This window comes from Zavarzinia sp., assembly GCF_041650655.1.
Lineage (GTDB): Bacteria > Pseudomonadota > Alphaproteobacteria > Zavarziniales > Zavarziniaceae > Zavarzinia.
Genome location: NZ_JBAZKR010000016.1, coordinates 13,829 through 34,269 on the forward strand (window position 1 = coordinate 13,829; position 20,441 = coordinate 34,269).

General features: G+C 69.6%; 16 protein-coding genes. 9 read left to right on the top strand and 7 right to left on the bottom strand.

Annotated features, from left to right (window positions below):
* Nucleotides 1–2 precede the first annotated feature (2 nt).
* Both WC493_RS05420 and WC493_RS05425 read left to right on the top strand, forming a co-directional pair.
* Nucleotides 3–902, top strand: coding sequence for an MlaD family protein (locus WC493_RS05420; RefSeq protein WP_373063323.1), 900 nt, complete (start codon nt 3–5; stop codon nt 900–902).
* Nucleotides 899–1,561 (top strand): ABC-type transport auxiliary lipoprotein family protein, encoded by a 663-nt coding sequence (locus WC493_RS05425; RefSeq protein ID WP_373063325.1) that lies wholly within the window; start codon nt 899–901, stop codon nt 1,559–1,561. The genes WC493_RS05420 and WC493_RS05425 overlap by 4 nt, the downstream gene beginning before the upstream one ends.
* 209 nt (nt 1,562–1,770) lie before the next feature.
* On the opposite strand, the gene mtgA is transcribed toward WC493_RS05425, so the two are convergent.
* From mtgA to WC493_RS05450, 5 genes are read right to left on the bottom strand one after another with little or no spacing between them, the layout of a single operon-like run.
* Complete coding sequence (gene mtgA, locus WC493_RS05430) at nt 1,771–2,466, bottom strand: monofunctional biosynthetic peptidoglycan transglycosylase (protein WP_373063327.1); 696 nt, start codon at nt 2,464–2,466, stop codon at nt 1,771–1,773.
* Between the two features lie 3 nt (nt 2,467–2,469).
* Nucleotides 2,470–5,499, bottom strand: coding sequence for a hypothetical protein (locus WC493_RS05435; protein ID WP_373063329.1), 3,030 nt, complete (start codon nt 5,497–5,499; stop codon nt 2,470–2,472).
* Between the two features lie 43 nt (nt 5,500–5,542).
* Nucleotides 5,543–7,027, bottom strand: coding sequence for a redoxin domain-containing protein (locus WC493_RS05440; protein WP_373063331.1), 1,485 nt, complete (start codon nt 7,025–7,027; stop codon nt 5,543–5,545).
* Nucleotides 7,028–7,034: 7 nt separating this feature from the next.
* Nucleotides 7,035–8,549 carry an alkaline phosphatase family protein gene (locus tag WC493_RS05445; RefSeq protein WP_373063333.1) on the bottom strand — a complete coding sequence of 505 codons (1,515 nt, stop codon included), beginning with the start codon at nt 8,547–8,549 and terminating at the stop codon, nt 7,035–7,037.
* A gap of 39 nt (nt 8,550–8,588) precedes the next feature.
* Nucleotides 8,589–9,362, bottom strand: a complete 774-nt coding sequence (locus tag WC493_RS05450) for a ferredoxin--NADP reductase (protein ID WP_373063335.1) — start codon at nt 9,360–9,362, stop codon at nt 8,589–8,591.
* 254 nt (nt 9,363–9,616) lie between these two features.
* On the opposite strand from WC493_RS05450, the gene WC493_RS05455 reads away from it, so the two are divergent.
* From WC493_RS05455 to WC493_RS05470, 4 genes are all read left to right on the top strand, one after another.
* Nucleotides 9,617–10,072 carry an Lrp/AsnC family transcriptional regulator gene (locus WC493_RS05455; protein WP_373063337.1) on the top strand — a complete coding sequence of 152 codons (456 nt, stop codon included), beginning with the start codon at nt 9,617–9,619 and terminating at the stop codon, nt 10,070–10,072.
* Nucleotides 10,072–10,710: a LysE family translocator gene (locus tag WC493_RS05460; protein ID WP_373063339.1), complete on the top strand. Its 639-nt coding sequence runs from the start codon at nt 10,072–10,074 to the stop codon at nt 10,708–10,710. The genes WC493_RS05455 and WC493_RS05460 overlap by 1 nt, the downstream gene beginning before the upstream one ends.
* A gap of 136 nt (nt 10,711–10,846) precedes the next feature.
* Entirely contained in the window at nt 10,847–11,776 is a 930-nt protein-coding gene (locus WC493_RS05465; protein WP_373063341.1) for an alpha/beta hydrolase, read from the top strand.
* 3 nt (nt 11,777–11,779) lie between these two features.
* Complete coding sequence (locus tag WC493_RS05470) at nt 11,780–13,690, top strand: PAS domain-containing protein (RefSeq protein ID WP_373063343.1); 1,911 nt, start codon at nt 11,780–11,782, stop codon at nt 13,688–13,690.
* A 12-nt stretch (nt 13,691–13,702) separates the two neighbouring features.
* Here the strand turns inward: WC493_RS05470 and WC493_RS05475 are convergent, their stop codons facing one another.
* Both WC493_RS05475 and WC493_RS05480 read right to left on the bottom strand, forming a co-directional pair.
* Complete coding sequence (locus WC493_RS05475) at nt 13,703–15,382, bottom strand: sensor histidine kinase (RefSeq protein ID WP_373063345.1); 1,680 nt, start codon at nt 15,380–15,382, stop codon at nt 13,703–13,705.
* A gap of 11 nt (nt 15,383–15,393) precedes the next feature.
* A complete protein-coding gene (locus WC493_RS05480) occupies nt 15,394–16,488 on the bottom strand; it encodes an Mrp/NBP35 family ATP-binding protein (protein WP_373063347.1) in 1,095 nt (364 codons plus the stop codon).
* A 158-nt stretch (nt 16,489–16,646) separates the two neighbouring features.
* Between WC493_RS05480 and hflK the strand changes: the two genes are divergently transcribed.
* The 3 genes from hflK to WC493_RS05495 all read left to right on the top strand — a co-directional run bounded on the left by hflK (nt 16,647) and on the right by WC493_RS05495 (nt 20,392).
* Complete coding sequence (gene hflK / locus WC493_RS05485; RefSeq protein WP_373063349.1) at nt 16,647–17,762, top strand: FtsH protease activity modulator HflK; 1,116 nt, start codon at nt 16,647–16,649, stop codon at nt 17,760–17,762.
* Entirely contained in the window at nt 17,759–18,673 is a 915-nt protein-coding gene (gene hflC, locus WC493_RS05490; protein WP_373063351.1) for a protease modulator HflC, read from the top strand. The genes hflK and hflC overlap by 4 nt, the downstream gene beginning before the upstream one ends.
* Before the next feature lie 186 nt (nt 18,674–18,859).
* Complete coding sequence (locus tag WC493_RS05495) at nt 18,860–20,392, top strand: DegQ family serine endoprotease (RefSeq protein ID WP_373063353.1); 1,533 nt, start codon at nt 18,860–18,862, stop codon at nt 20,390–20,392.
* Nucleotides 20,393–20,441 lie beyond the last annotated feature (49 nt).

Below are 20,441 nucleotides of genomic sequence, written 5' to 3' on the forward strand. Positions count from 1 at the left end.
GCATGGAAACCCGCGCCAACTATCTCTTCATCGGCTCGGTCACCCTGGCCCTGCTGATCGCCGGTTTCGCCTTCGCGCTGTGGCTCGCGGGCGCCGGGCGGGCGCCGGCCTTCGACCGCTACGTGATCTATTTCCAGGGCGCGGTGGACGGCCTCGGCGAGGGCTCGGACGTGCGCTACAACGGCATCAAGGTGGGCTCGGTCGGCAAGATCACGCTCGACCGCAACGACCCCAGCCGGGTCAAGGTCGAGGTCGACGTCGCGGCCGGCACGCCGGTCCGCAAGGATACCGTGGCCAAGCTCGAATCCCAGGGCATCACCGGCGTCGCCTATGTCCAGATGACCGCCGGCCAGGGCCAGAGCCCGCTGGTGGAGCGCAACCCGAACGGCGAGCCGCCGATCATCCAGAGCCAGCAGGGCGGGCTTGCCCAGGTCATCGCGACTTTGCCGGAAGTGCTGCGCAATTCGGCCGAGATCCTCGACCAGGCGAAGAATTTCGTCAGCCCCGAGAACCAGGAATCGGTCCGCCGCACCCTCGCCAACATCGAGACGGTGACCGCTGCGATCGCCGCCAAGTCGACCGAGATCCAGGAAATCATCGACAACGTCAACACGGTCTCCAGCTCGATTGCCGATGCCGCGCGTTCGATCTCCTCGATCACCGGCGACGCCAAGAAGGCGATGGACGCGATCGAACAATTCGCCGTGGCGCTGCGCGATCTCGTCATCAGCAACCGCCGCTCGATCGACGAATTCGCCGACGAGGGACTGACCCAATTCGCCAAATTCATCACCGAGGCGCGCCGCCTGGTCGCCACCCTGGAGCGGGTCGGCGAAAGGCTCGACAGCGATCCTTCGCGCTTCCTGCTCGGAACCCAGCGGCCGGAGTACGCCCCCCGATGACCGATGTCTGCGTTTCCCCCGGCCGCCGCCGCTTCCTGGGCCGGGCCGGCGCCGGCGTTGCCGCCCTTTCGCTCGCCGGCTGCGGCGGGCTGTTCAAGGCGGCGACCACGACGCCGAGCCTCTACACCCTGACCTCGAAGAACGATTTCGCGCCCGGCGCCCAGGTCAACTGGCAGCTCGTGGTCGAGGAACCGCTGGCATCGCGCGCCCTCGACACCGACTACATCGCCCTGATGCCGTCGACCACCGAGGTCAAATATTTCGACAATGCGCGCTGGGCCGAACGGGCGCCGCGCATGGTCCAGACCCTGCTGGTCGAGAGTTTCGAGAACAGCAAGCGGATCGTCGCCGTCGGGCGCCAGGCGGTCGGCCTCAGGGCCGATTTCAACCTGATCTCGGAACTCCGCGAATTCCAGGCGGAATACCGGAACGGTCTCGGCAAGCCGCCGGTGATCCATGTCCGCCTCAACGCCAAGCTGATCATGCAGCCCCAGCAGGTGATCATCGCGGCCCAGACCTTCGACACCGAAACGGCGCTGCAGGTGAACGACATGAAGGCGGTCATCGGCGCCTTCGACGCAGCGCTCGGCAAGACCATGCGCGAACTGGTCGAATGGACGCTGGCACAGAACAACCCGAACCGCGGCAAGCAGCTCTGAGGGTAGCGCTCTCGATCGTCAGCTCTGGCTCGCCCTACGACTGTCCGGTCGGGGAGTCGGGTCGCAAGATCGCGGGTAACGACAACCCTCTGTCGTCATCGCCGGGCTTGGCCCGGCGATCCACGCCTCTCGGCCCGGCTCGGTGTTCTCGCGGATGGCCGTGTCGAGCACGGCCATGACGATCAGGGGGACACAGGCGTGGCACCCCATCACTCGCAGGGCGGCACGTCGTCCTTACCGAGGTCGGCCATGCGGCCCTGGATGCGGCGGGCATAGGTCCTGACCCAGGTCGAGGGTTTCGAGGCGGAAAAGCGGATCGGGTTGGGCAGCACGGCCGCCAGCAAAGCCGCTTCCGGCACCGAGAGATCGGCCGCCGACTTGCCGAAATGGAAGCGCGCCGCCGCCTCGACGCCGTAAATGCCGGGGCCGAATTCGACCGAATTCAGATAGACCTCGATGATCCGGTGCTTGCCCCACAGGGTCTCGATGGCGACCGTGAAACCCGCCTCCAGTCCCTTGCGCAGCCACGACCGCCCGGGCCACAGGAAGACGTTCTTGGCCGTCTGCTGGCTGATCGTCGAGCCGCCGCGCAGCCGCCGCCGGCCTTCGCCGATGGCATCCAAGGCGTCGTCGATCGCCTGCCAGTCGAAACCGTAGTGGTGGCAGAACTTGCCGTCCTCGGCCGCGATCACCGCGCGCACCATGGCCGGGGAGATGTCGTCGTAACCGACCCAGTCATGGGCCATGCCGTAACCCTCGGCGAGGCGGAGCAGCATGAGCGGCGTCGCCGGCACCGGCACGATCCGGTAGAGCAGCACGAGGGAGAGCGGGGCGGCGACCAGGCCCACCGCCAGCGCACGGAGGAAGCGCCGGCGGATCCGGCGCCGGACCGCCGCGTCTTCCATGAACTAGCGGTCGCGCCCGAGGGCCGCCACCAGCAGGCGATGCAGCTTGCCGATGTCCGACGATTTCAGGGCGGCGGCCAGCACGTCTTCGTCGTCCACTTCGGCGGCGAGGCGCATCAGCTCGTCGAACTGGCGCATGTAGCGGTCGACATAGGTGCGGAATTCGCCGTCGTCGCGATATTTGGCGGCGATGCCGGCATGGCCGTCGCGGCTCCTGGCGCCCAGCAGGCGGCGGGTGAAGACGCCCTTCTCGCCCCCCAGATAGCGGCGCCACAGGTCGTCCGGCAGGTCCTCGTCCTCGAAGGTACGGGCGAGGTCGACGGAGAGGCCGTTCAGCCCCTCGATCACCGCGGCCGAGGCCTTCACCGCGTTCTGGCGGCGCTGGCGGCGGTCGACGTCCTCGAGGTCCTGGCGCTTCACCTCGATCCCGGCGGCGGTGGCGCCCAGCTCCTCGACCTCGTGGGCCATGGCCTTCACCAGGTCGCCCATGGCACGCCGGGTCTCGTCCGCCCGGCCGGAAAGCTGCTGGGTTTCGGTCGCCAGGTTGCGGGCGATCTGGCCGAGCGCGCCCGCCGTCTCGTCGGCCAGGGCCTTCAGCTCGGCGCCGCGCCTTGTCGCCATGACGATGGCGGTTTCCAGTTCCTCGCGGCTCTTGGCCGAGGATTCGAGCAGCGACTGGCGCTCGACCGCGATCGCCCCGCTCATCTCGCGCAGTTTCGAGATGGCTTCGCCGGCCTGGGCCGCCAGGCTCGAATCGTCGCGTTCCAGGGTCTCGATCAGCAGGTTGAGATTGCCCACGGCACCCTGGGCGGCGGCGTCCAGCCGGGCCGCGAAGGCGCCCAGCGTGCGTTCGGCATCGGCGACCTGGGAACGGGCGGTGGCGATCCGCTGGTCGATGGCGGTGCCGATCGCATCCAGCATCTGGCCCGCCTTGCCGGTCTCGTTGGTCGCCTTGTCGGCGACGCTGGCGATGATGTCGCCCTGGCGCTGGATGGCGCTCACCGCGGCATCGATCCGGGCGCTCGCCCGGTCGGCGGCGGACTCGAGGTCGCGGCCGCGCCGTTCGATCGTATCGGCCGCCTGTTCGACCCGGGCGCCTGCGGTATCGGCGGTGCCGGTCAACTCGCGGGCACGGCCGTCCAGGGCGGCGGCACTCTCGTTCAGGCGGCGTTCGGCGGCGGTGGCGCCTTCGGCCAGGGCGTCGGCGCGCTGGCGGAAGCCGGTCACCACGGTGCCCAGGCGCTGCACCGCATTGTCGGCCGTGGCGATCACGTCGGTGCCCTGGCGGGCCAGGGATTTGATGGCATTGTCGACGGTCGCGACGGCGCGCACCGTCTCGTCGTCCAGATTGCCGGCCTCGGCCGCGAAGCGCCGGCCCGCTTCCTCGATCGAGGTGGCGGCGCGGCCGGCGGCGGTCTCCAGGGTGCGGGCGTGATCGTCGATCGCCGCCTCCATGGCGCGCAGCTCGTCCTTCAACTTCTCGCCCGCGCGGGCCAGTTCGCGTGCCGTCTCGGCGGCGATGCGGCCGGCCTCGCCGCCGCGCGCCTGGGCGTCGTCGACCGCGGTGCGGAGCCTGGTGGCCAGCGCCTCGAAGCCCTGGCCGACTTCGCCGAGCCGGCCGAGGGCATTGTCGGCATGGGCGGTCAGGGCAGTGGCGCTGTTGCGCAACGCATCGGCGGCGGCATGGCTGCGGGCACTCGCCTCGTTGCCGGCACCGGCGATCTCCTCGGCGACGCGGCGGAGCTGGTCGCGGGCCACGGTGGCGCGCTGGGTAGCACTCGTGGTGATTTCGGCGTGTTCGCTGGCGCTCCGGCGCAGGGTTTCCCCGAGGGTGGCGAAATCGGTCACGGCGCGGCCGACTTCCGACTGGGTCGCGGTGACCAGGGCGCGCAGGTTGCGTTCGGTCTGTTGCAGCTTGGCGAGTGCTGTATCGCTGGCCTCGCCCACGGCCTGGCCGGCGCGGGCGGTCGAGCCGGCGGCCATGGTGATGGCGGCCTGGCTGGCCTCGGCGAGATCGCGCAGCCGCAGGCTCTCGCCCGACAGGGCCTCGGTCGCGTCGGACAGGCGCCGGGCGATGCCCGATGCGGCGTCTTCGAGCCCCATCATGCCGGCGCGGGTCGAGCCGATGCTCTCGTCCAATGTCGCATTGATGGCGCCGACCCGGGCCAGCGCCTTCTCGATCGCGTCGACCCTTCGGTCCTGGGTGGCGAAGGCTTCGTCCGCGGCGCTCACCACGCGCCCGGCGGCGAGGTCGAGGTCGGTACCGACCTGGCGCAGCTTGGCGGTCGCGGTGTCGGCCTTGTCGGCGGCCGCGTCGCCCGCGGCCAGCATGGCGTCGGCTTGGCGCTGCAGGTCGGCCGAGGCGGCGGCCGAGGCGGCGGCCGCGGAACGGGCGGCATCGGCGAGCCGGGTCAGGCGCTGGTCGACCTGCTGCTCGATCGCGGCCAAGGCGCCGGAAAGGGCGTCGGAGGTCGAGCGGGTGGCGCTCGACAGGGCGTCGAGTGCGCCGCCGATGGTGGAGCGGGTCTCGCGCGCTTCCTGCATCACCTTGCGCAGGTCCTCGATCCGGGTGGAGACCAGGGCGACCAGGTCCTGGGTCGCCTCGCGCGCTTCGAGGGTGGCGATGCGCAGCGCGTCCGTCTCGGCCTTCACCCGGGCCGCCCCTTCGGCGCCGACGCCGGGTGCCGGGGTGGCGGGCAGGCGCGGGGCTGCGACCGGGCGGCCGCCCAGCGCGCGCATCACCGCGGCGCGCTGGTCCAGCATCAGGGCGACCAGCCAGAGCACGGCGACCGGGCCGAAGACGCCGGTCAGCACCGCGGCCAATTCGTGCGGCGCCAGATTGCCGAGGGCGGTCAGTCCCACCACGTCGCCCAGATAGACGCTGGCGGCGGCGAGCCAGCCCAGCGTCACCGCGAGCACGAAGGCCCAGCCGATCAGCCCGCCGAGCGAAGCGTCGGCGGCCGGCACCGGCTGCTTGACGCGCGGCGGCGCCTCGGTCGGCACGGGCAGCTTGGTGTCGCGGGCGTTCGCCATGTCTTTCTCACCGGCACGAATCAGGGCGAATTTCACTCTATCATCATGCGGCGAAAGTCACCGTCGTCCCGCGCGCCGGATCGAACCGCAGCAGCCGGTGATTGTCGGTATCGGCGAGGATGAAGCCGCCGGCACCATCCGGGCAGATCCCGTTGGGCGCGCCGCCGGGCAGGCAGACCGGGTCTTCGCAAGTCTGTTCCGGCGTCTCCAGCCGGCCCGTGTCGCGGTCGAAGCGGCGGATCAGGCCGTTCAGGCTGTCCGCGATCAGGAGACGCCGCGGCCCGTCGAAGCAGAGCGCCTGGGGATGCTGCATCAGGGCGCTCTCGGCCGGGCCGTCGACGGCGCCGAAATCGAACAGGCCTTGGCCCGCCAGCGTGGTGACCGCCCCCGTCGCCGGATCGAGCAGGCGAAGGGCGGAGCTTTCGGCGTCGACGAAACCGATGGAGCCGTCCGCCGCCCGGTCGAGCCCGCTCGGCTGGGCCAGCACGGCGTCGAAGCCGGCGCCGTCGCGCAAGCCCTCGGCACCATTGCCGGCGACGGGCCGCATCATGCCATGGCCGAGGTCATAGGCCAGGATCTGGTGGCTGCCGCCATTGGCGACGAAGAGCTGGCGCCCGTCGCCGACGAGATCGAAGGGTGAGGCGAGGCCGGCGATCGGGCCGGGCAGGGGATCCTGCAGGATCGGCCCGCGCCGCCCGAAGCCGGCCACGGTCGAGACCGTGAAGGCGCCGAGGTCGATCCGCCGGATCAGGTGATTGCCCGTGTCCGCGACCCAGATCGCCGTGCCATCGGCAAAGACGCCCTGCGGCGCATTGAAACGCGCCCCGCCCCAGGGGCCGTCGCCCGGTCCGGCGATGCCGGCGCCGATCCGCGCCACCTCGCCGCCGGTGGCGTCGAGCAGCACGATCTGGTGGTGCCCGGTGTCCGCCAGCACATAGTCGGCCCGGCCGAGGGGCAGGGGCAGGCGGCGGATTTTGCCCGGGAAGGCGAAGCGCCCGCCGGGCAGGGGCGCGGGCATCAGGCTCAGGCTGCCGGGCAGCAGGGTGCCGGCATTCCGCCCGGCCATCACGATCGCCTCGACCGCGGCCATCAGGCGGGCGGCGTCGGGCTCGCCCGCGTCGCTCGCCACGATCCTGCCGTCCGGGCCGATCAGCACCAGGGTCGGCCAGGCGCGCACGGCATAGTGACGCCAGAGGTGCAGGCCGGGATCGTGCAGCACGGGGTGTCCGATGCCCAGGCGGGCGATCGCCGCCATTGCCACCGAAGGGCCGCGCTCGGCCGGGAATTTCGGGCTGTGGATGCCGACCACCGCGACTTCGCGCGGGAAACGCGCCTCGATCATCGCCAATGTGGGCAGCACATGGTGGCAGTTGACGCAGCCGGCGGTCCAGAAATCCAGGATCACCAGGCGCCCGCGCAGATCGCGCAGCGTGAGGGGGCCCGGCACGTTGAACCAGACCCCGCCCGGCGCCGCCAGTTCCGGCGCCCGGGTCACGCCGAAGCGATAGGGTTCCCGGGCTTTGGTCATCGGGGCGTCAGCGCCGGAACACCGGGCCGCCCTCGCCCAGGTGCCAATGGCTCAGGGAGCGTTCCATGTGGCGCATGCGCCAGGACAGCATCTTCTGGGCATAGCGGGCGAGCAGGGCGGCCTTGTCCGGCTTGGCGGCCAGATTGGCGAATTCGCCGGGATCGGCCTGGCGGTCGAACAGCAGGGCGTCGAGCCCGGCGAAATGGACGTATTTCACCTCCTCGTCCGCGATCACCGCGAGGTTGGAGCCCTCGATGGTGAGGCCGAGTTCGCTCTCCGGCCCGGCGCCGCGAATGTCGCGGAAGTCGTATTCCCAATGGACGGCGTCGCGCCAACCCTCGATCTTCTGGCCCAGCACGAAGGGCATCAGGCTGGTGCCGTCGCATTGCACCGGCACGTCGAGGCCGAGCCAGTCGAGGATGGTCGGCGTCACGTCGACCGATTCCGTGAAATGCTCCACCACCCTGCCGCGGGTGCCGTCGGCATTCCTGCGCGGGTCGCGGATGATCAGGGGGATGTGGAAGCTCTGGTCGAAATAGCCGGATTTGCCGAGCAGCCAATGGTCGCCCATCTGTTCGCCATGGTCCGAGGTGAAGACGATCAGGGTCCGCTCGTACTGCCCCTTCTCCTTCAGCCAGGCGACGATCCGGGCGAGCTGGTCGTCGACCTCGCGCATCAACCCGTAATAGGTCGCCTTGAACTGGCGCATCACCGTGTCGGACTCGGGGGCGCGATAGCCGGCGCGGCCCATCTGATAGGCGAGCCAGGGGTGCTGCGTCGCCTCCTCGACCCGCGCCTCGCGGCGGATGAAGCCGGGCACCGCATCGGCGTCGAACATCGTGTTGTAGGGCTCCGACGCGACCCAGGGCGGATGCGGACAGAACCAGGACAGATGGACGAACCAGGGCCGCTCGCCCTCGCTCTCGAGGTGGGCCAGGACTTCGCCGGTGAGGAAGGCGGTGATCGAATCTTCCGCCGGGAAGACGGGCGGCGGGTAGCTCGGCCCCTTGCCCTCGGCGCCCGGGTAATTGTCGACCGGGTGATAGATCTCGAGATCGGGCGGCACCTCATAGCCCTTGGCGCGCAGCCATTTCAGCCAGGCCGTGGGTTCCTCCGGCAGGCGGCAGCCGATGTCGAAGCCGGGCAGCACGCCCTCGTAGGTCGCCAGCGCCGGATCGTCGGCCGGCCTGCCGCGCGGGTCCGCCGCGGTATCGGTATAGCCGAACAGGGTCGGCGCATAGCCGAGCTTGCGCACCTCCTTGGCGACATTGGTGAAACGCGCGTCGAGCGGCGTGCCATTGGTGCCCGAACGGTGGTTCATCAGATACATGCCGGTGTGCAGGCAGGCCCGGCTCGGCCCGCAGGGGGCGGCACTGGCGTAATGGCGCCTGAACAGCACGCCCTCGGCCGCCAGACGGTCGAGGGTCGGGGTCGAGACCATATGGCCGAGGCTGCCGAGGCATTCGCCCCGCCACTGGTCGGCGGTGATGAAGAGGACGTTCGGTCGATCGGGCAGGGCCATGGCGCAACTCACTGACGGGAGCGCCGAGGCTACTAGGCCCTATTTTTCGACGAAAGCCTTCTCGATCGCGTAATGGCCGGCCTTGGAGAAACTGGCTTCGGTGAAGCCGTGGGCCTGCAGCCATTTCACCATGTCGCCCAGCATCTGCGGGCTGCCGCACAGCATGACACGGTCGTTCTCGGGCGAGATCGGCGGCAGGCCGATGTCGGTGAACAGCTTGCCGTTGGCGATCAGGTCGGTCAGCCGGCCCTGGTTGCGGAAGGGCTCGCGCGTCACGGTCGGGTAATAGATAAGCTTCTCGCGCACGAATTCGCCGAAGAATTCGTTCTCCGGCAATTCCTTCTCGATCTGCTCGTGATAGGCGAGTTCGGCCACCTCGCGGACGCCGTGGACCAGGACCACCTTCTCGAACTTCTCGTAGACCTCGGGGTCCTTGATGATCGACATGAAGGGGGCGAGGCCGGTGCCGGTCGAGAGCAGGTAGAGATGCTTGCCGGGCAGCAGGTTGTCGGCGATCAGCGTGCCCGTGGGCTTCCGCCCGACCAGCACGGTGTCGCCCACCTTGATGTGCTGGAGGCGCGAGGTCAGCGGGCCGTCCGGCACCTTGATCGACAGGAACTCCAGATGTTCCTCGTAGTTGGCCGAGACGACCGAATAGGCGCGCAGCAGCGGCCGCCCGTCGACCTCGATGCCGATCATGGTGAACTGGCCGTTGATGAAGCGCAGCGACGGATCGCGCGTCGTGGTGAAGGAGAACAGCCGGTCGGTCCAATGGTGAACGCTGAGGACCCGCTCCTGGTTCAGATTGCTCATTGTCAGACTTTCATGCCGTGCGGCAAACGGACGTTGGCCATGGCAATAGCCACTTCCGCCGCCCACCGCAACCGCTGAACGGACGACCCCGGCCCGACCCACGGTTCCTGGCAGAGAGGGTGCAATAGCAAAATATCCTGAAAATGGAATTGAAAAAGGAATTTTTCCTGACATATATAGAAATAACAGGATTGTTTCCTGATTATGCGGCTGAAAATTGATCTGTATCAAATTTCCCAGATGGATTGTGGTGAATGCTGGACGAAATTGATCTCGCCTTGATTGCGCGGCTGCAACAGGACGGACGGCTCGGCCTCGCCGAATTGGGCCAGGCGGTCGGCCTGTCGTCCTCGGCGGTGAACGAGAGGGTGCGCAAGCTGCTGGCGCGCGGCGCCCTGCGCGCCATCGTGGCGCTGGCCGATCCGGTGGCGCTGGGCCTCGGCATCACCGCCTTCGTCACCGTGACGCTGGCCGCAGGGGCGGACGAGGACGCATTCGTCGCCGCCGTGACGGCCGATCCGGCGGTGATGGAATGCCATCACGTGACCGGCGCTGCCAATTACCTGCTCAAGGTCCGGGTCGCCGACATGGCGGCCCTCGAAACCCTGTTGAAACGCCTGAAGGCGACCGGCGCCCTCGCCCGGAGCGAGACCCAGCTCGCCCTTTCGACCCCCAAGGAGACGACCGCCCTGCCGGTCGGCAGCCTATGATGGACCTGGATTTCGGCCTCTTCGCCTCGGCCTTCGCTCTCGGCTTTTTCATCGCCATGCCGGTCGGGCCGATCTCGCTGCTGATCCTCAAGCGGACCGTCGCCGAAGGGGTGCCGGTCGGCGTCGCCACCGGCCTCGGCGCCGCCACGGCCGATGCGCTCTATGCCGCCTGCGCCGCCTTCGGCCTGTCGGCGGTGACTGCCGTGCTGGTCGACGAGGCGCGCCTGCTCGGCCTGATCGGCGGCGCCACCCTGGTCTGGCTCGGCATCGGCGGCATCCGCGCCGCCGGGCGGCGCATCGCCCTGCCCGAGGCGGCAGCGGCGGCGCCGGCCCGGGGGGCCGTGCTGCCCGCCTATGTTTCGGCGGTCGGCCTCACCCTGACCAACCCGCTCACCATCATCTCCTTCGCCGGGGCTTTCGCCGGCATCGGCCTCGCCGCCGCGGGCGGCGCCCTGGCGGCGGGAACGACGGTCGTCGGCCTCGCCCTCGGCTCGGCCATTTGGCAGCTCACCATCGTGGCCGCGGCCGGCGGTGCCCGCCGCTTCCTCCGGCCCCGCCTATTGGCGGCGATCGACCGGCTTTCGGGCCTCGTCCTGATCGGCTTCGGCGTCTCGGCCCTGCTGCGCGCCGCCCTTTGAGGCGAAAGTCGGCCTTATGGGGCTGTTAACCAGCATCTGCCAGGGTTTCGGGGGCAAATGGTACCGCGCGGGGTCGCTTTTTCGCCGAATCCCGTGGTAAAGCGGTGCCGATCCGGCCTGGAACAGAAAGGGCGAGATGCGGCGCGTCGTTCTCCTTGTGGTGCTGCTCGTGGCGGTCGCTGCGGCCGTGCTGTTCGGCGTCCTGCCGGGCATGCTGATGGCGCAGTACCGCCAGGCCGTGCCGCCGGCCCCGGCCGACCTCGCCGTACAGACCGTCCATTTCGCAAGTGCCGACGGCGTCGACCTGGTGGCCTGGGTGGCCGAGGCCGAGGCGCCCAAGGCGACCGTCATCCTGGTTCACGGCTCGGGCGGGACGCGGGCGGATGACTATATCGACCAGACCGGCATGATGCGCGACCTGCTCGGCCGGAACTATTCCGTCCTGGCGCTCGATCTCCGCAACCACGGCGACTCCGGTGCCGGGCCGCGCGGCCCCAGCTATGGCCCGGACGAGGCGCGCGATGTGATCGCCGCCGTCGACTGGGTGAAGCGGCGGAGTCCCGGCCGGCGCGTCGCCGTCTATGGCACCTCGATGGGGGGCGCCGTGGCCATCTATGCCGCGGCCGCCGATCCGCGCATCGAAGCCGTCGTGGTCGATTCGACCTATGCCGATTCGGGCCCCGTGGTCGGCCAAGAGGTCGAGGACGCGACCGGCCTGCCGCCCCTGCTGACCCGCCTCGTGCTCTGGGGTGCCGATCATTTCTGGGGCTTGGCCGAACGCGATGGCCGGACGATCGACGTGATCGGCCGCCTGGGTGCCCGGCCCCTGCTGATCATCCACGCCAAGGACGACCCGGTGGTCCCCTTCGCCGACGCCCAACGCCTGGCCGCCGCGGATCCCGCCGCGGTCCTGTGGCAGGCCCCGCCGCCGGTGGCGGAAGACGGCGCGGAGAGCGCGGTCGAAGGCTTCGGCGGCCATGCCCAGACCTATCGCCAGTCGCGCGAACTCTGGGTCGAGCAGGTGTCGGGCTTCCTGGACGGTCTGTTCGCCACCATGTTCGGGTAAGTCATGACCTTCGCGGCGCCGACCCAGCAGGACACGATGGCGAGCGCCCGGCTCTCCACCGGCTTCGACACCAAGATCCTGGAGACCGACGCCGCTTTCACGGCCCTGACCGGCTGGCCGGCCGAAGAGGCGCGAGGTCAGACCCTGGCGATCCTGTTCGGGCCTTGGAGCGAGCGTAGGGCGGTCGACCGCCTGGTGCGCGCCGCCGAAAAGGGCGAGGTGGTCGAGCCTCTGGCGGTCAAGGTCTACGACTATGCCGGCAATGCCTTCGATGCCGAAGTGGCGCTGGAAGGCGATGGGCCGGAGCATCTGCGCTGCCTGCTGCGCCGTCACGACGGACGAGCCGCGGGCGTGGTGGTCGCCAAGGGCTCCGACCAGGCGATGGCGCCGAGTGCGGACCGCTTGCTGCCGGCCCTGATCGATTCCCTGCGCGACGGTATCGTGGTCGTCGACGAGGAAGACCGCATCACCCTGGCGAGCGAAATCTTCTCACAACAGGCGGGCCTCGCCGTGCCGGCCCTGATCGGCCGGCCGCTCGCCGAGGTGATCGAGCTGCGCACGCCGCCGGGCGACGGCAGCCTGGCCGCCGCCACTTTCCTGGCGCCCGAGCGCGGTGCGCGCGGGGCGACGGTCAGCATGGCCCGCGGTGTCGACCATCGCGGCCGGATCTTTCGCGTACTGACTCTGCGCAGCACCAATGCCCCGGCGGCCGCCCCGGCGCCGCGCGTCAACCCGCTGGAAGCCGGCCCCGACGTCTTCGAGAGGGCGATGCTGCGGCGGGTCGACATCGAGCATCAGGCGGTCACCCTCGGCCTCCTGGAGATCGTCGCCGACGACGACCTGGTGCGCAGCCTCGGTTCGATCTGGCGCGACACGCAGGAGCGGGCGCGCATCGCCGCGGCCGCGGTGCTGGCCGGCGAATTGCGCCCGGGCGAATTGTTCGTCGCGGTCAAGAACGAGATGTTTCTGGTCTTCATGCTCGACGTCGCGACGGTCGAGGACGCCCTCGGCCGGATGCAGCAGATCGCCCAGATGACCCGCCACCGCCTGGTCCGCGAAGGCGGCGCGCTCGCCTCGCTCGAAGCCTTCGGCGGCGCGGCGGTGCTCGGTGCCACCGATGCCGCCCTGGCGGCGCCGCGGCCGAACGTGCCGGGCGACCTCACCCGCAAGCTGGCCGATCGCATCCGCCAGGACAGCGGCCGTCACCAGCAGATCGAGACGGTGATCGCCGACATTCTCGACGAAGGCACGGTGCAAGCGCGTCCGGCGCGCAGCCGCGACCTCGCCGCCGCCCGTCATGCGATCGCCGAATTCGACGACCGCTCGGCCCGCTGGATCACCTGGCTGCGCCGGCACCACGGCATCGAGCCGGCGCTCGAGCGTGAACTCGACATCGCGCTCGCCGGGCGCGCCGTCGAATGGGCCATGACCGGCGAGGGCGCCAGCCTGATCATGACGCCGCTGCATTACGCGACGCTCGCCCATGCGCCCTCCGCCAGCCGGCTGGCCACCATGGTGAACGGCCTGCCGCCGGCGGTGCGCAACCGGATGATGCCCCTGGTCGAGCAATTGCCGCCGGAGCTGACGGGCGAGCGGCTGACCGTCTTCCTGCGCCGTCTGGCCGGCCTCGGCCGCGGTGCCTGGCTGGAGCTCGACGGGCTCGACAGCCGCGGCGTCGACGGGCGCCGGGACGGCCTCGCCGGTGTCGCCCTGAATCACGCGCGCCTGCTGCCCCGGCTCGAACACGAACCCAAGGCGGTGAAGCAATTCATCGATCATCTGCGGGCGGCCAACCAGCCGGTGCTGGTCTTCGGCATCGACGAGCCGGAACAGGCGAGCCTGCTGTTCGGCACCTTCGGCATTACCCTGGCCGCCGGTCCGGGGGTCGAGAAACTGGCCGCAGGCCGGCCCTGAGACCGCCGCCGTTCAGAGCGGGATGCGCAGGGTCGCCAGCGTGCCCCCGTCCGCTCCGGGCGAGGCGAAGTCGACCTTGCCCTTGAGCTGCACCGCGAGGCCGCGGATCAGCCGCATGCCCAAGCTCTTCGCCTTTTCGATGCCGCCCTGGTCTTCGGGCATGCCGGCGCCGTCGTCGGCGATCACCAGTTCGAGCTGGCCCTCGACTGTGCGGAGCGAGATCCGGATCGTGCCGCTGCGGCCGTCACCGAAGCCGTGCTTCAGGGCGTTGGTCAGCATCTCGTTGGCGATCAGGGCGAGCGGCACGGCCCGGTCCATGGGCAGGGAAATGCTGGAGAGCTCGAGTTCGAGGGCGATGCGGCCGCGGGTGCCGCCCTCGCCAGTCAGGCTCTCGCCGATCGCGCGCAGGAAGGCGGCGCAGTCGACGGTGGCGAATTCGCCGCCCTGATAGAGTTGTTCATGGAGCTGCGCCATGGCGCGGATCCGGTTCACCGTGTCGGTGAAGCCCTGGCGCAACGTCGGATCGCCATATTGCCCGGCCTGCAAGGAGAGCAGGCTGGAGACGATCTGGAGATTGTTCTTGGTCCGGTGGTGCATCTCCTTGAACAGGAGCGTGCGCGAGGCCAGCGCCTCCTCGAGCTCGACGGTGCGCGCGGCCAGCTTGTCCTTGGCCGCCGCCTCGCGGTCGACGGTGCGCAGGCCGAAGACGGCGAGACCGCCGATCAGCCCGCCCGCCAGGACGACGAAGACGAAGCCGATGCCGGTCGTCCGCCGCCATTCCTGCAAGGCTGCGGCGCGGTCGATCGAGGCGAGCGTCACCAGGGGCAGGCCGGCGATCCGGCGATAGGCGATGACGGCCGGGGTGCCGTCGACGATGGTCGGCGCCTCGACCGCGCCTTCCTCGCGCCCGCCCGAGAGATTCTCGTGGAAGAAGGGGGTGTAGAGGAAGTCGCGCCCGACCATGTCGTCGTTGATCGGCCAGCGCACCACCAGCCGCCCGTCGGTCCGGAACAATTCGAGCGCCGTCGTCGCCGGCACCTTCAAGCCGCCGTGGAACTTGGCGAAATAGCCCATGTCGATCGCCGCCAGCACGACGCCGGCGAAACGGCCCTGGTATTCGAGCCGCCGGCTGATCGAGAAATAGACGCTGTCGGTCAGGCGGCTGCGGTTGGCCGGGGTGATGAAGAATTCTTCGCCGCTCTGATGCGCCTGGAAGAAGTCGCGATCGGCGAAATCGGCCGGCGGGGCGCGGCCCTGGCTGGTCGAATAGACCACCCGGCCCTTGTCGTCGAAGAACCAGAGGGAGCCGATCTGCGGCAGCAGCCGGGCCATGCCGATCAGGTGCAGGCGCCGGCTCTCGGTCGCGAAGAGCGGGGTGAGCCCGTCTTCGGCGACCAGTTCGACCGCCTGCCGGAGGACGAGGTCGGAGCCCTTGATGGTCCATTGGAAATGCTCGTCGACCACGCGGGAGAGCAGGCGGGCCTCGTCCCGGGCGGCCGACAGGGCGCTCTGGTGGCCGGACCAGGTGAGCGAGGCCCAGGTCAGGAAGCCTACGCCCAGGAACAGGCTGGTGATCGAGAGCAGGATGGTGCGCGGCTTCCGCCCGAGCCGGCGCATGTCGTCGAGCAGCGAGGCGGGCGGGGCCGCCACCGGCACCGCCGCCGCGTCATGCGTGTCGGGATTGGCGCTCACGCAGGCCCGTCTCAGGCGAAGGTGATGCGCGGCGCGGGGCGCCCGGCCGTCTCGATCCGGGCCGCGACCTCGCGCGCCAGGGCCATATAGGCTTCGGCCTGGGGGCTCTCCGGCGCAAGGGCGACGATCGGCCGGCCGTCGTCCGAATGCTCGCGGATCGACATGTGCAGCGGGATCTCGCCCAGGAAGTCGACCCCGAGCTGGGCCGCCGTCTCGCGGGCGCCGCCGTGGGAGAAGATGTCGGAACGGCCGCCGCAATGGGGGCAGATGAAATAGCTCATGTTCTCGACGATGCCGAGCACCGGCACCTCGACCTTCTGGAACATGGCGAGGCCCTTCTTGGCGTCGATCAGGGCGATGTCCTGCGGCGTCGAGACGATCACGGCGCCGGCCAGGGGGGCGCGCTGCACCAGCGTCAGTTGGGCGTCGCCGGTACCCGGCGGCAGGTCGATCACCAGGACGTCGAGGGGCGCCCAGTCGACCTCGGAGAGGAGCTGGCCGATCGCGCTCATCACCATGGGGCCGCGCCAGATCACCGCCTGATCTTCGGGCACCAGGAGGCCGATCGACATCGCCTTCAGGCCATAGGCTTCCATCGGCACGAGCTTCTTCGCCGCCGTGGTGCGCGGCTTGCCCGAAAGGCCCAGCATGCGCGGGATCGAGGGACCGTAGATGTCGGCGTCGAGGAGGCCGACCTTGAGGCCCAGGCGAGAGAGGCCGATCGCCAGATTGACCGATGTGGTCGACTTGCCGACCCCGCCCTTGCCCGAAGCGACGGCGATCACCTTGGAAACGCCGGGAATGGCATTCGGCTTCGGTTGCTGGCCAGCACCCTGGGGCGGGCGCTGCGGCGGGGTGTCGCGATGGGCGGTCAGCACGGCGGTGACCGAGAGCACGCGGGGCAGTGCCATCACCGCCTTTTCGCAGGTCGCGCGGAGGGGCTCCAGGGCGGCCGCTTCGGCCGGGTCGATCTCGATCGAGAAGGCGACATGGCCGTCCTTCACCATGAGTCCCGCGATCCGCCCGGCGGCTACCACGCTGCCTCGTCCGCTCGGATCGGGGACGCGCTCCAGGGCGGCCAGAACCTCGTCGCGGGAAATCGTCATCGCCTTCGTCCTTGAAATACCCGGCGTTTCGCCCACATTGCGAGGGGCAAGCAGCATTCGGCGGCTGAATCGCCGCCCTCGTGGGGTATAGCGCATCGCGGGCCGGCACCCAACAGCCGCCGCGGGGGCGCACGTCTAAGGTGGGAGATCGCGTCAGCATGCCGTGGCAGAACAATGGCGGTCCTTGGGGCGGCGGGGGCAACGGCGGCGGTCGTGGCCCCTGGGGCCAGGGCCAGCGTGGACCGGGCGGCCAGCCGCCCAACCTCGAAGACCTGCTGCGGCGCGGTCAGGAGCGTTTTCGCGACATCGTTCCCCAGGGCGGCTGGGGCCGCCGGGGTGTGTTGCTGGCGGCGCTGGTCGCCATCGGCCTGTGGGCTTCCACCGGCTTCTACCGGGTCGAGCCCGATCAGCTCGGCATCGTGACCCGTTTCGGCAAATGGGTGGAGACCACCCAGCCCGGCCTGCACTACCATCTGCCCGCCCCGATCGAGAGCGTCGAGACTCCCTCGGTGACCAGCCAGAACCGGGTCGACGTCGGCCTGACCAACACCGACGGCCTGCGCGGCCTGCGCCGCGAAGGGGCGGACGAGAGCCTGATCCTGACCGGCGACGAGAATATCGCCGACGTCGCCTTCTCCGTCTTCTGGGTGATCGACGACGCCGGCAAATATCTCTTCAACGTCGAGGACCCGGACGAAACCGTGCGCGCCGTGGCCAATTCCGCCATGCGCGAGGTGATCGGCCAGTCGCGCCTGCAGGACGCCCAGACCGAGGGCCGCGAGAAGATCGCGCGCGAGGCGCGCGACCTGATCCAGCAGGTGTTGAACACCTATGGCGCCGGCATCCAGATCACCCAACTGCAGCTGCACCGGGTCGACCCGCCGGCCGCCGTGATCGAAGCTTACCGCGACGTCCAGGCCGCCCGCGCGAACCAGGAACAGTATCGCAACGAGGCGGAAGCCTATTACAACGACAAGGTGCCCCAGGCCCGCGGCCTGGCGCAGAAGATCTACCAGGACGCCGAAGGCTACCGCCAGCAGGTGGTGGCCGACGCCCAGGGCCAGGCGGCCCGCTTCCTTTCGGTCCTGAAGGCCTATGACAGCGCCAAGGAAGTCACCACCCAGCGCCTCTACATCGAGACCATGGAAGCGATCCTGCGCAACGTGAACAAGACGATCCTCAATACCGGCGCAGCGTCGCAGGGTGTGCTGCCCTATCTGCCCCTGCCCGAGGTCGCCAAGCCCGGGGCCGGCGCCGCGGGAGGCCAGCCATGAGCCGCAGTCTCGTCATCGGCGCCGTGGTCGCGGGCGCCCTCGCCATCGTCGGCCTGTCTTCGGTCTTCACCGTCGACATGACCCAGCAAGCCATGGTGCTGCAGTTCGGCGACCCGAAGCAGGTCGTCTCCGAACCCGGCCTGCACTTCAAGCTGCCCTTCGTGCAGAACGTCGTCTATATCGACAAACGGGTGCTGAATGTCGATGCCCCGGCCGAGGAACTGATCGCCGCCGACCAGAAGCGGGTGGTGATCGACGCCTTTGCACGCTGGCGGATCGTCGACCCGCTGCTCTATTACCAACGCCTGCGCACGCAGGAGACGGCGCGGCGCCAGCTCGCCACCTTCATCTCGTCCAGCCTGCGCGACGTCATCGGCCGCCAGCCCCTGACGGCCCTGCTGATCGACCCGCGCGAGACGACGCGGGGCAGCATGCGCGCCGAAGTGCTGCGCAACTTGAGCCAGCAGGTGAACGAGAAGGCCAAGGAGAACGGCATCGAGGTGGTCGACGTCCGCATCCGCCGGGCCGACCTGCCGGAGGCCAACAGCCAGGCGATCTTCCAGCGCATGCGCACCGAGCGCGAGCAGGAAGCCAAACTGATCCGTGCCACCGGCCAGGAAGCGGCACAGAAGCGCCGCTCCGAAGCCGACCGCGAGGCGACGGTGATCATCGCCAACGCCCAGCGCGACTCGGACATCCGGCGCGGCGAGGGCGAGGCCGAGGCGAGCAAGATCTTCTCCGACGCCTTCGGCTCGGACCCGAAGTTCTTCGCCTTCTACCGCTCGATGCAGGCCTACCGCGCCGTTCTGACCGACAAGACCACGACCATGGTGCTGTCGCCCGATAGCGACTTCTTCCGCTATCTCGACAATATCGCCGGAATGGTCGGCGGATCGGCACCCGCGAAGTGACGAGGCCCGGGCGCCGCCGCGAGGTGGCGCCCGGCCCGCGATGGCGGCGCCTTTCGGTCATAATGCGTCCACATTCCACGCCTACACCCCGGAACGCGGGTGAAGGCGTCTTCATCCTTCAATTCTCTTGCAGGAAGCGTTGCGGCACCCAATCCTGTCCGCCGCAAACAATGGAGCCGTCAGGTGATGGATCTCAGAGTGACTAGGGCCCGGGTGCAGTCGGCCGCGGCCGACGACCTCCACCGCCGCCTGTTCGTCCTGCTCGTCGGGCTGTTGCTGCTCGCCGTGATGATGGGGGCCCAGGCCGCCCATGCCCGCGGCGCCCCCGACAGTTTCGCCGACCTCGCCGAGAAGCTCAGCCCGGCGGTGGTCAACATCTCGACCACCCAGATCGTCTCCGGCAGCGGCGGCGAGGACGGCGGCGACGAAGAGGGCCAGGTGCCCATGCCGCAGTTCCCGCCCGGCTCGCCCTTCGAGGAACTGTTCAAGGACTTCCTCGAGCGCCAGGGTCAGGGCCAGGGCAAGCCGGAACCGCGCAAGGTGCAGTCGCTCGGCTCGGGCTTCGTCATCGATCCCTCGGGCGTCATCGTGACCAACAATCACGTGATCCAGGACGCGGAAGAAATCACCGTGACGCTGGCCGACGGCACCAAGCTGCCGGCGGAACTGCGCGGCCACGACCCCAAGACCGACGTCGCCGTGCTCATCGTGAAGCCGTCGAAGCCGCTGCCTTTCGTCAATTTCGGCGACAGCGACAAGGCCCGCGTCGGTGACTGGGTGCTCGCCATCGGCAATCCCTTCGGTCTCGGCGGTTCGGTCTCGGCCGGCATCATCTCGGCCCGCAACCGCGACATCAACGCCGGCCCCTACGACGACTTCATCCAGACCGACGCGGCGATCAACCGGGGCAACTCGGGCGGCCCGCTGTTCGACATGGACGGCAATGTCATCGGCATCAATACCGCGATCTATTCGCCCTCGGGCGGCTCGGTGGGCATCGGCTTCTCGATCCCCTCGGCCCTGGCCCAGCAGGTCGTGGCCCAGCTCCGCGAATTCGGCGAGACCCGGCGCGGCTGGCTCGGCGTGCGCATCCAGTCCGTCTCGGACGAGATCGCCGAGAGCCTGAACCTCGACAAGGCGCGCGGCGCCCTGGTCGCGGGCGTCGACGACAAGGGCCCGGCTGCGGTCGCCGGCATCGTCGCCGGCGACGTCATCCTGACCTTCGACGGCAAGCCGGTGCCCGACATGCGCACCCTGCCCCGCATCGTGGCCGAGACCAAGATCGGCAACACCGTGCCGGTCGTGGTCTGGCACGACGGCAAGGAGAAGACCGTCCAGGTCAAGGTCGGCCAGCTCGACGAGACGGCGATCGCCGACGCTTCGGGCAGCGGCCACAAGGGCGGCGCGGCGCCGACCAAGACCCAGGTCGTGCTCGGCCTCACCCTGTCGCCCCTGACCGACGAGTTGCGCGGCAAGAACAATGTCCCCGACGACGTGAAGGGCGTCGTGGTCACCGACGTCGCCGAGAGCAGCGCCGCCGCCGAAAAGGGCATCCGCCCGGGCGACGTGATCGTCGAAGTGGCGCAGGCCAAGGTGGAGACCCCGGCCCAGATCGCCGAAAAGGTGAAGGCCGAGAAGGACGCCGGGCACAAGTCCGTGCTCTTCCTGGTCAGCCGCGCCGGCGACCTCCGCTTCGTGGCGCTGCGCGTCGACAAGTAACGCACCTGATGCGGCCCCTCTCCCGCCCGGGGGAGGGGTCGCTTTTCAA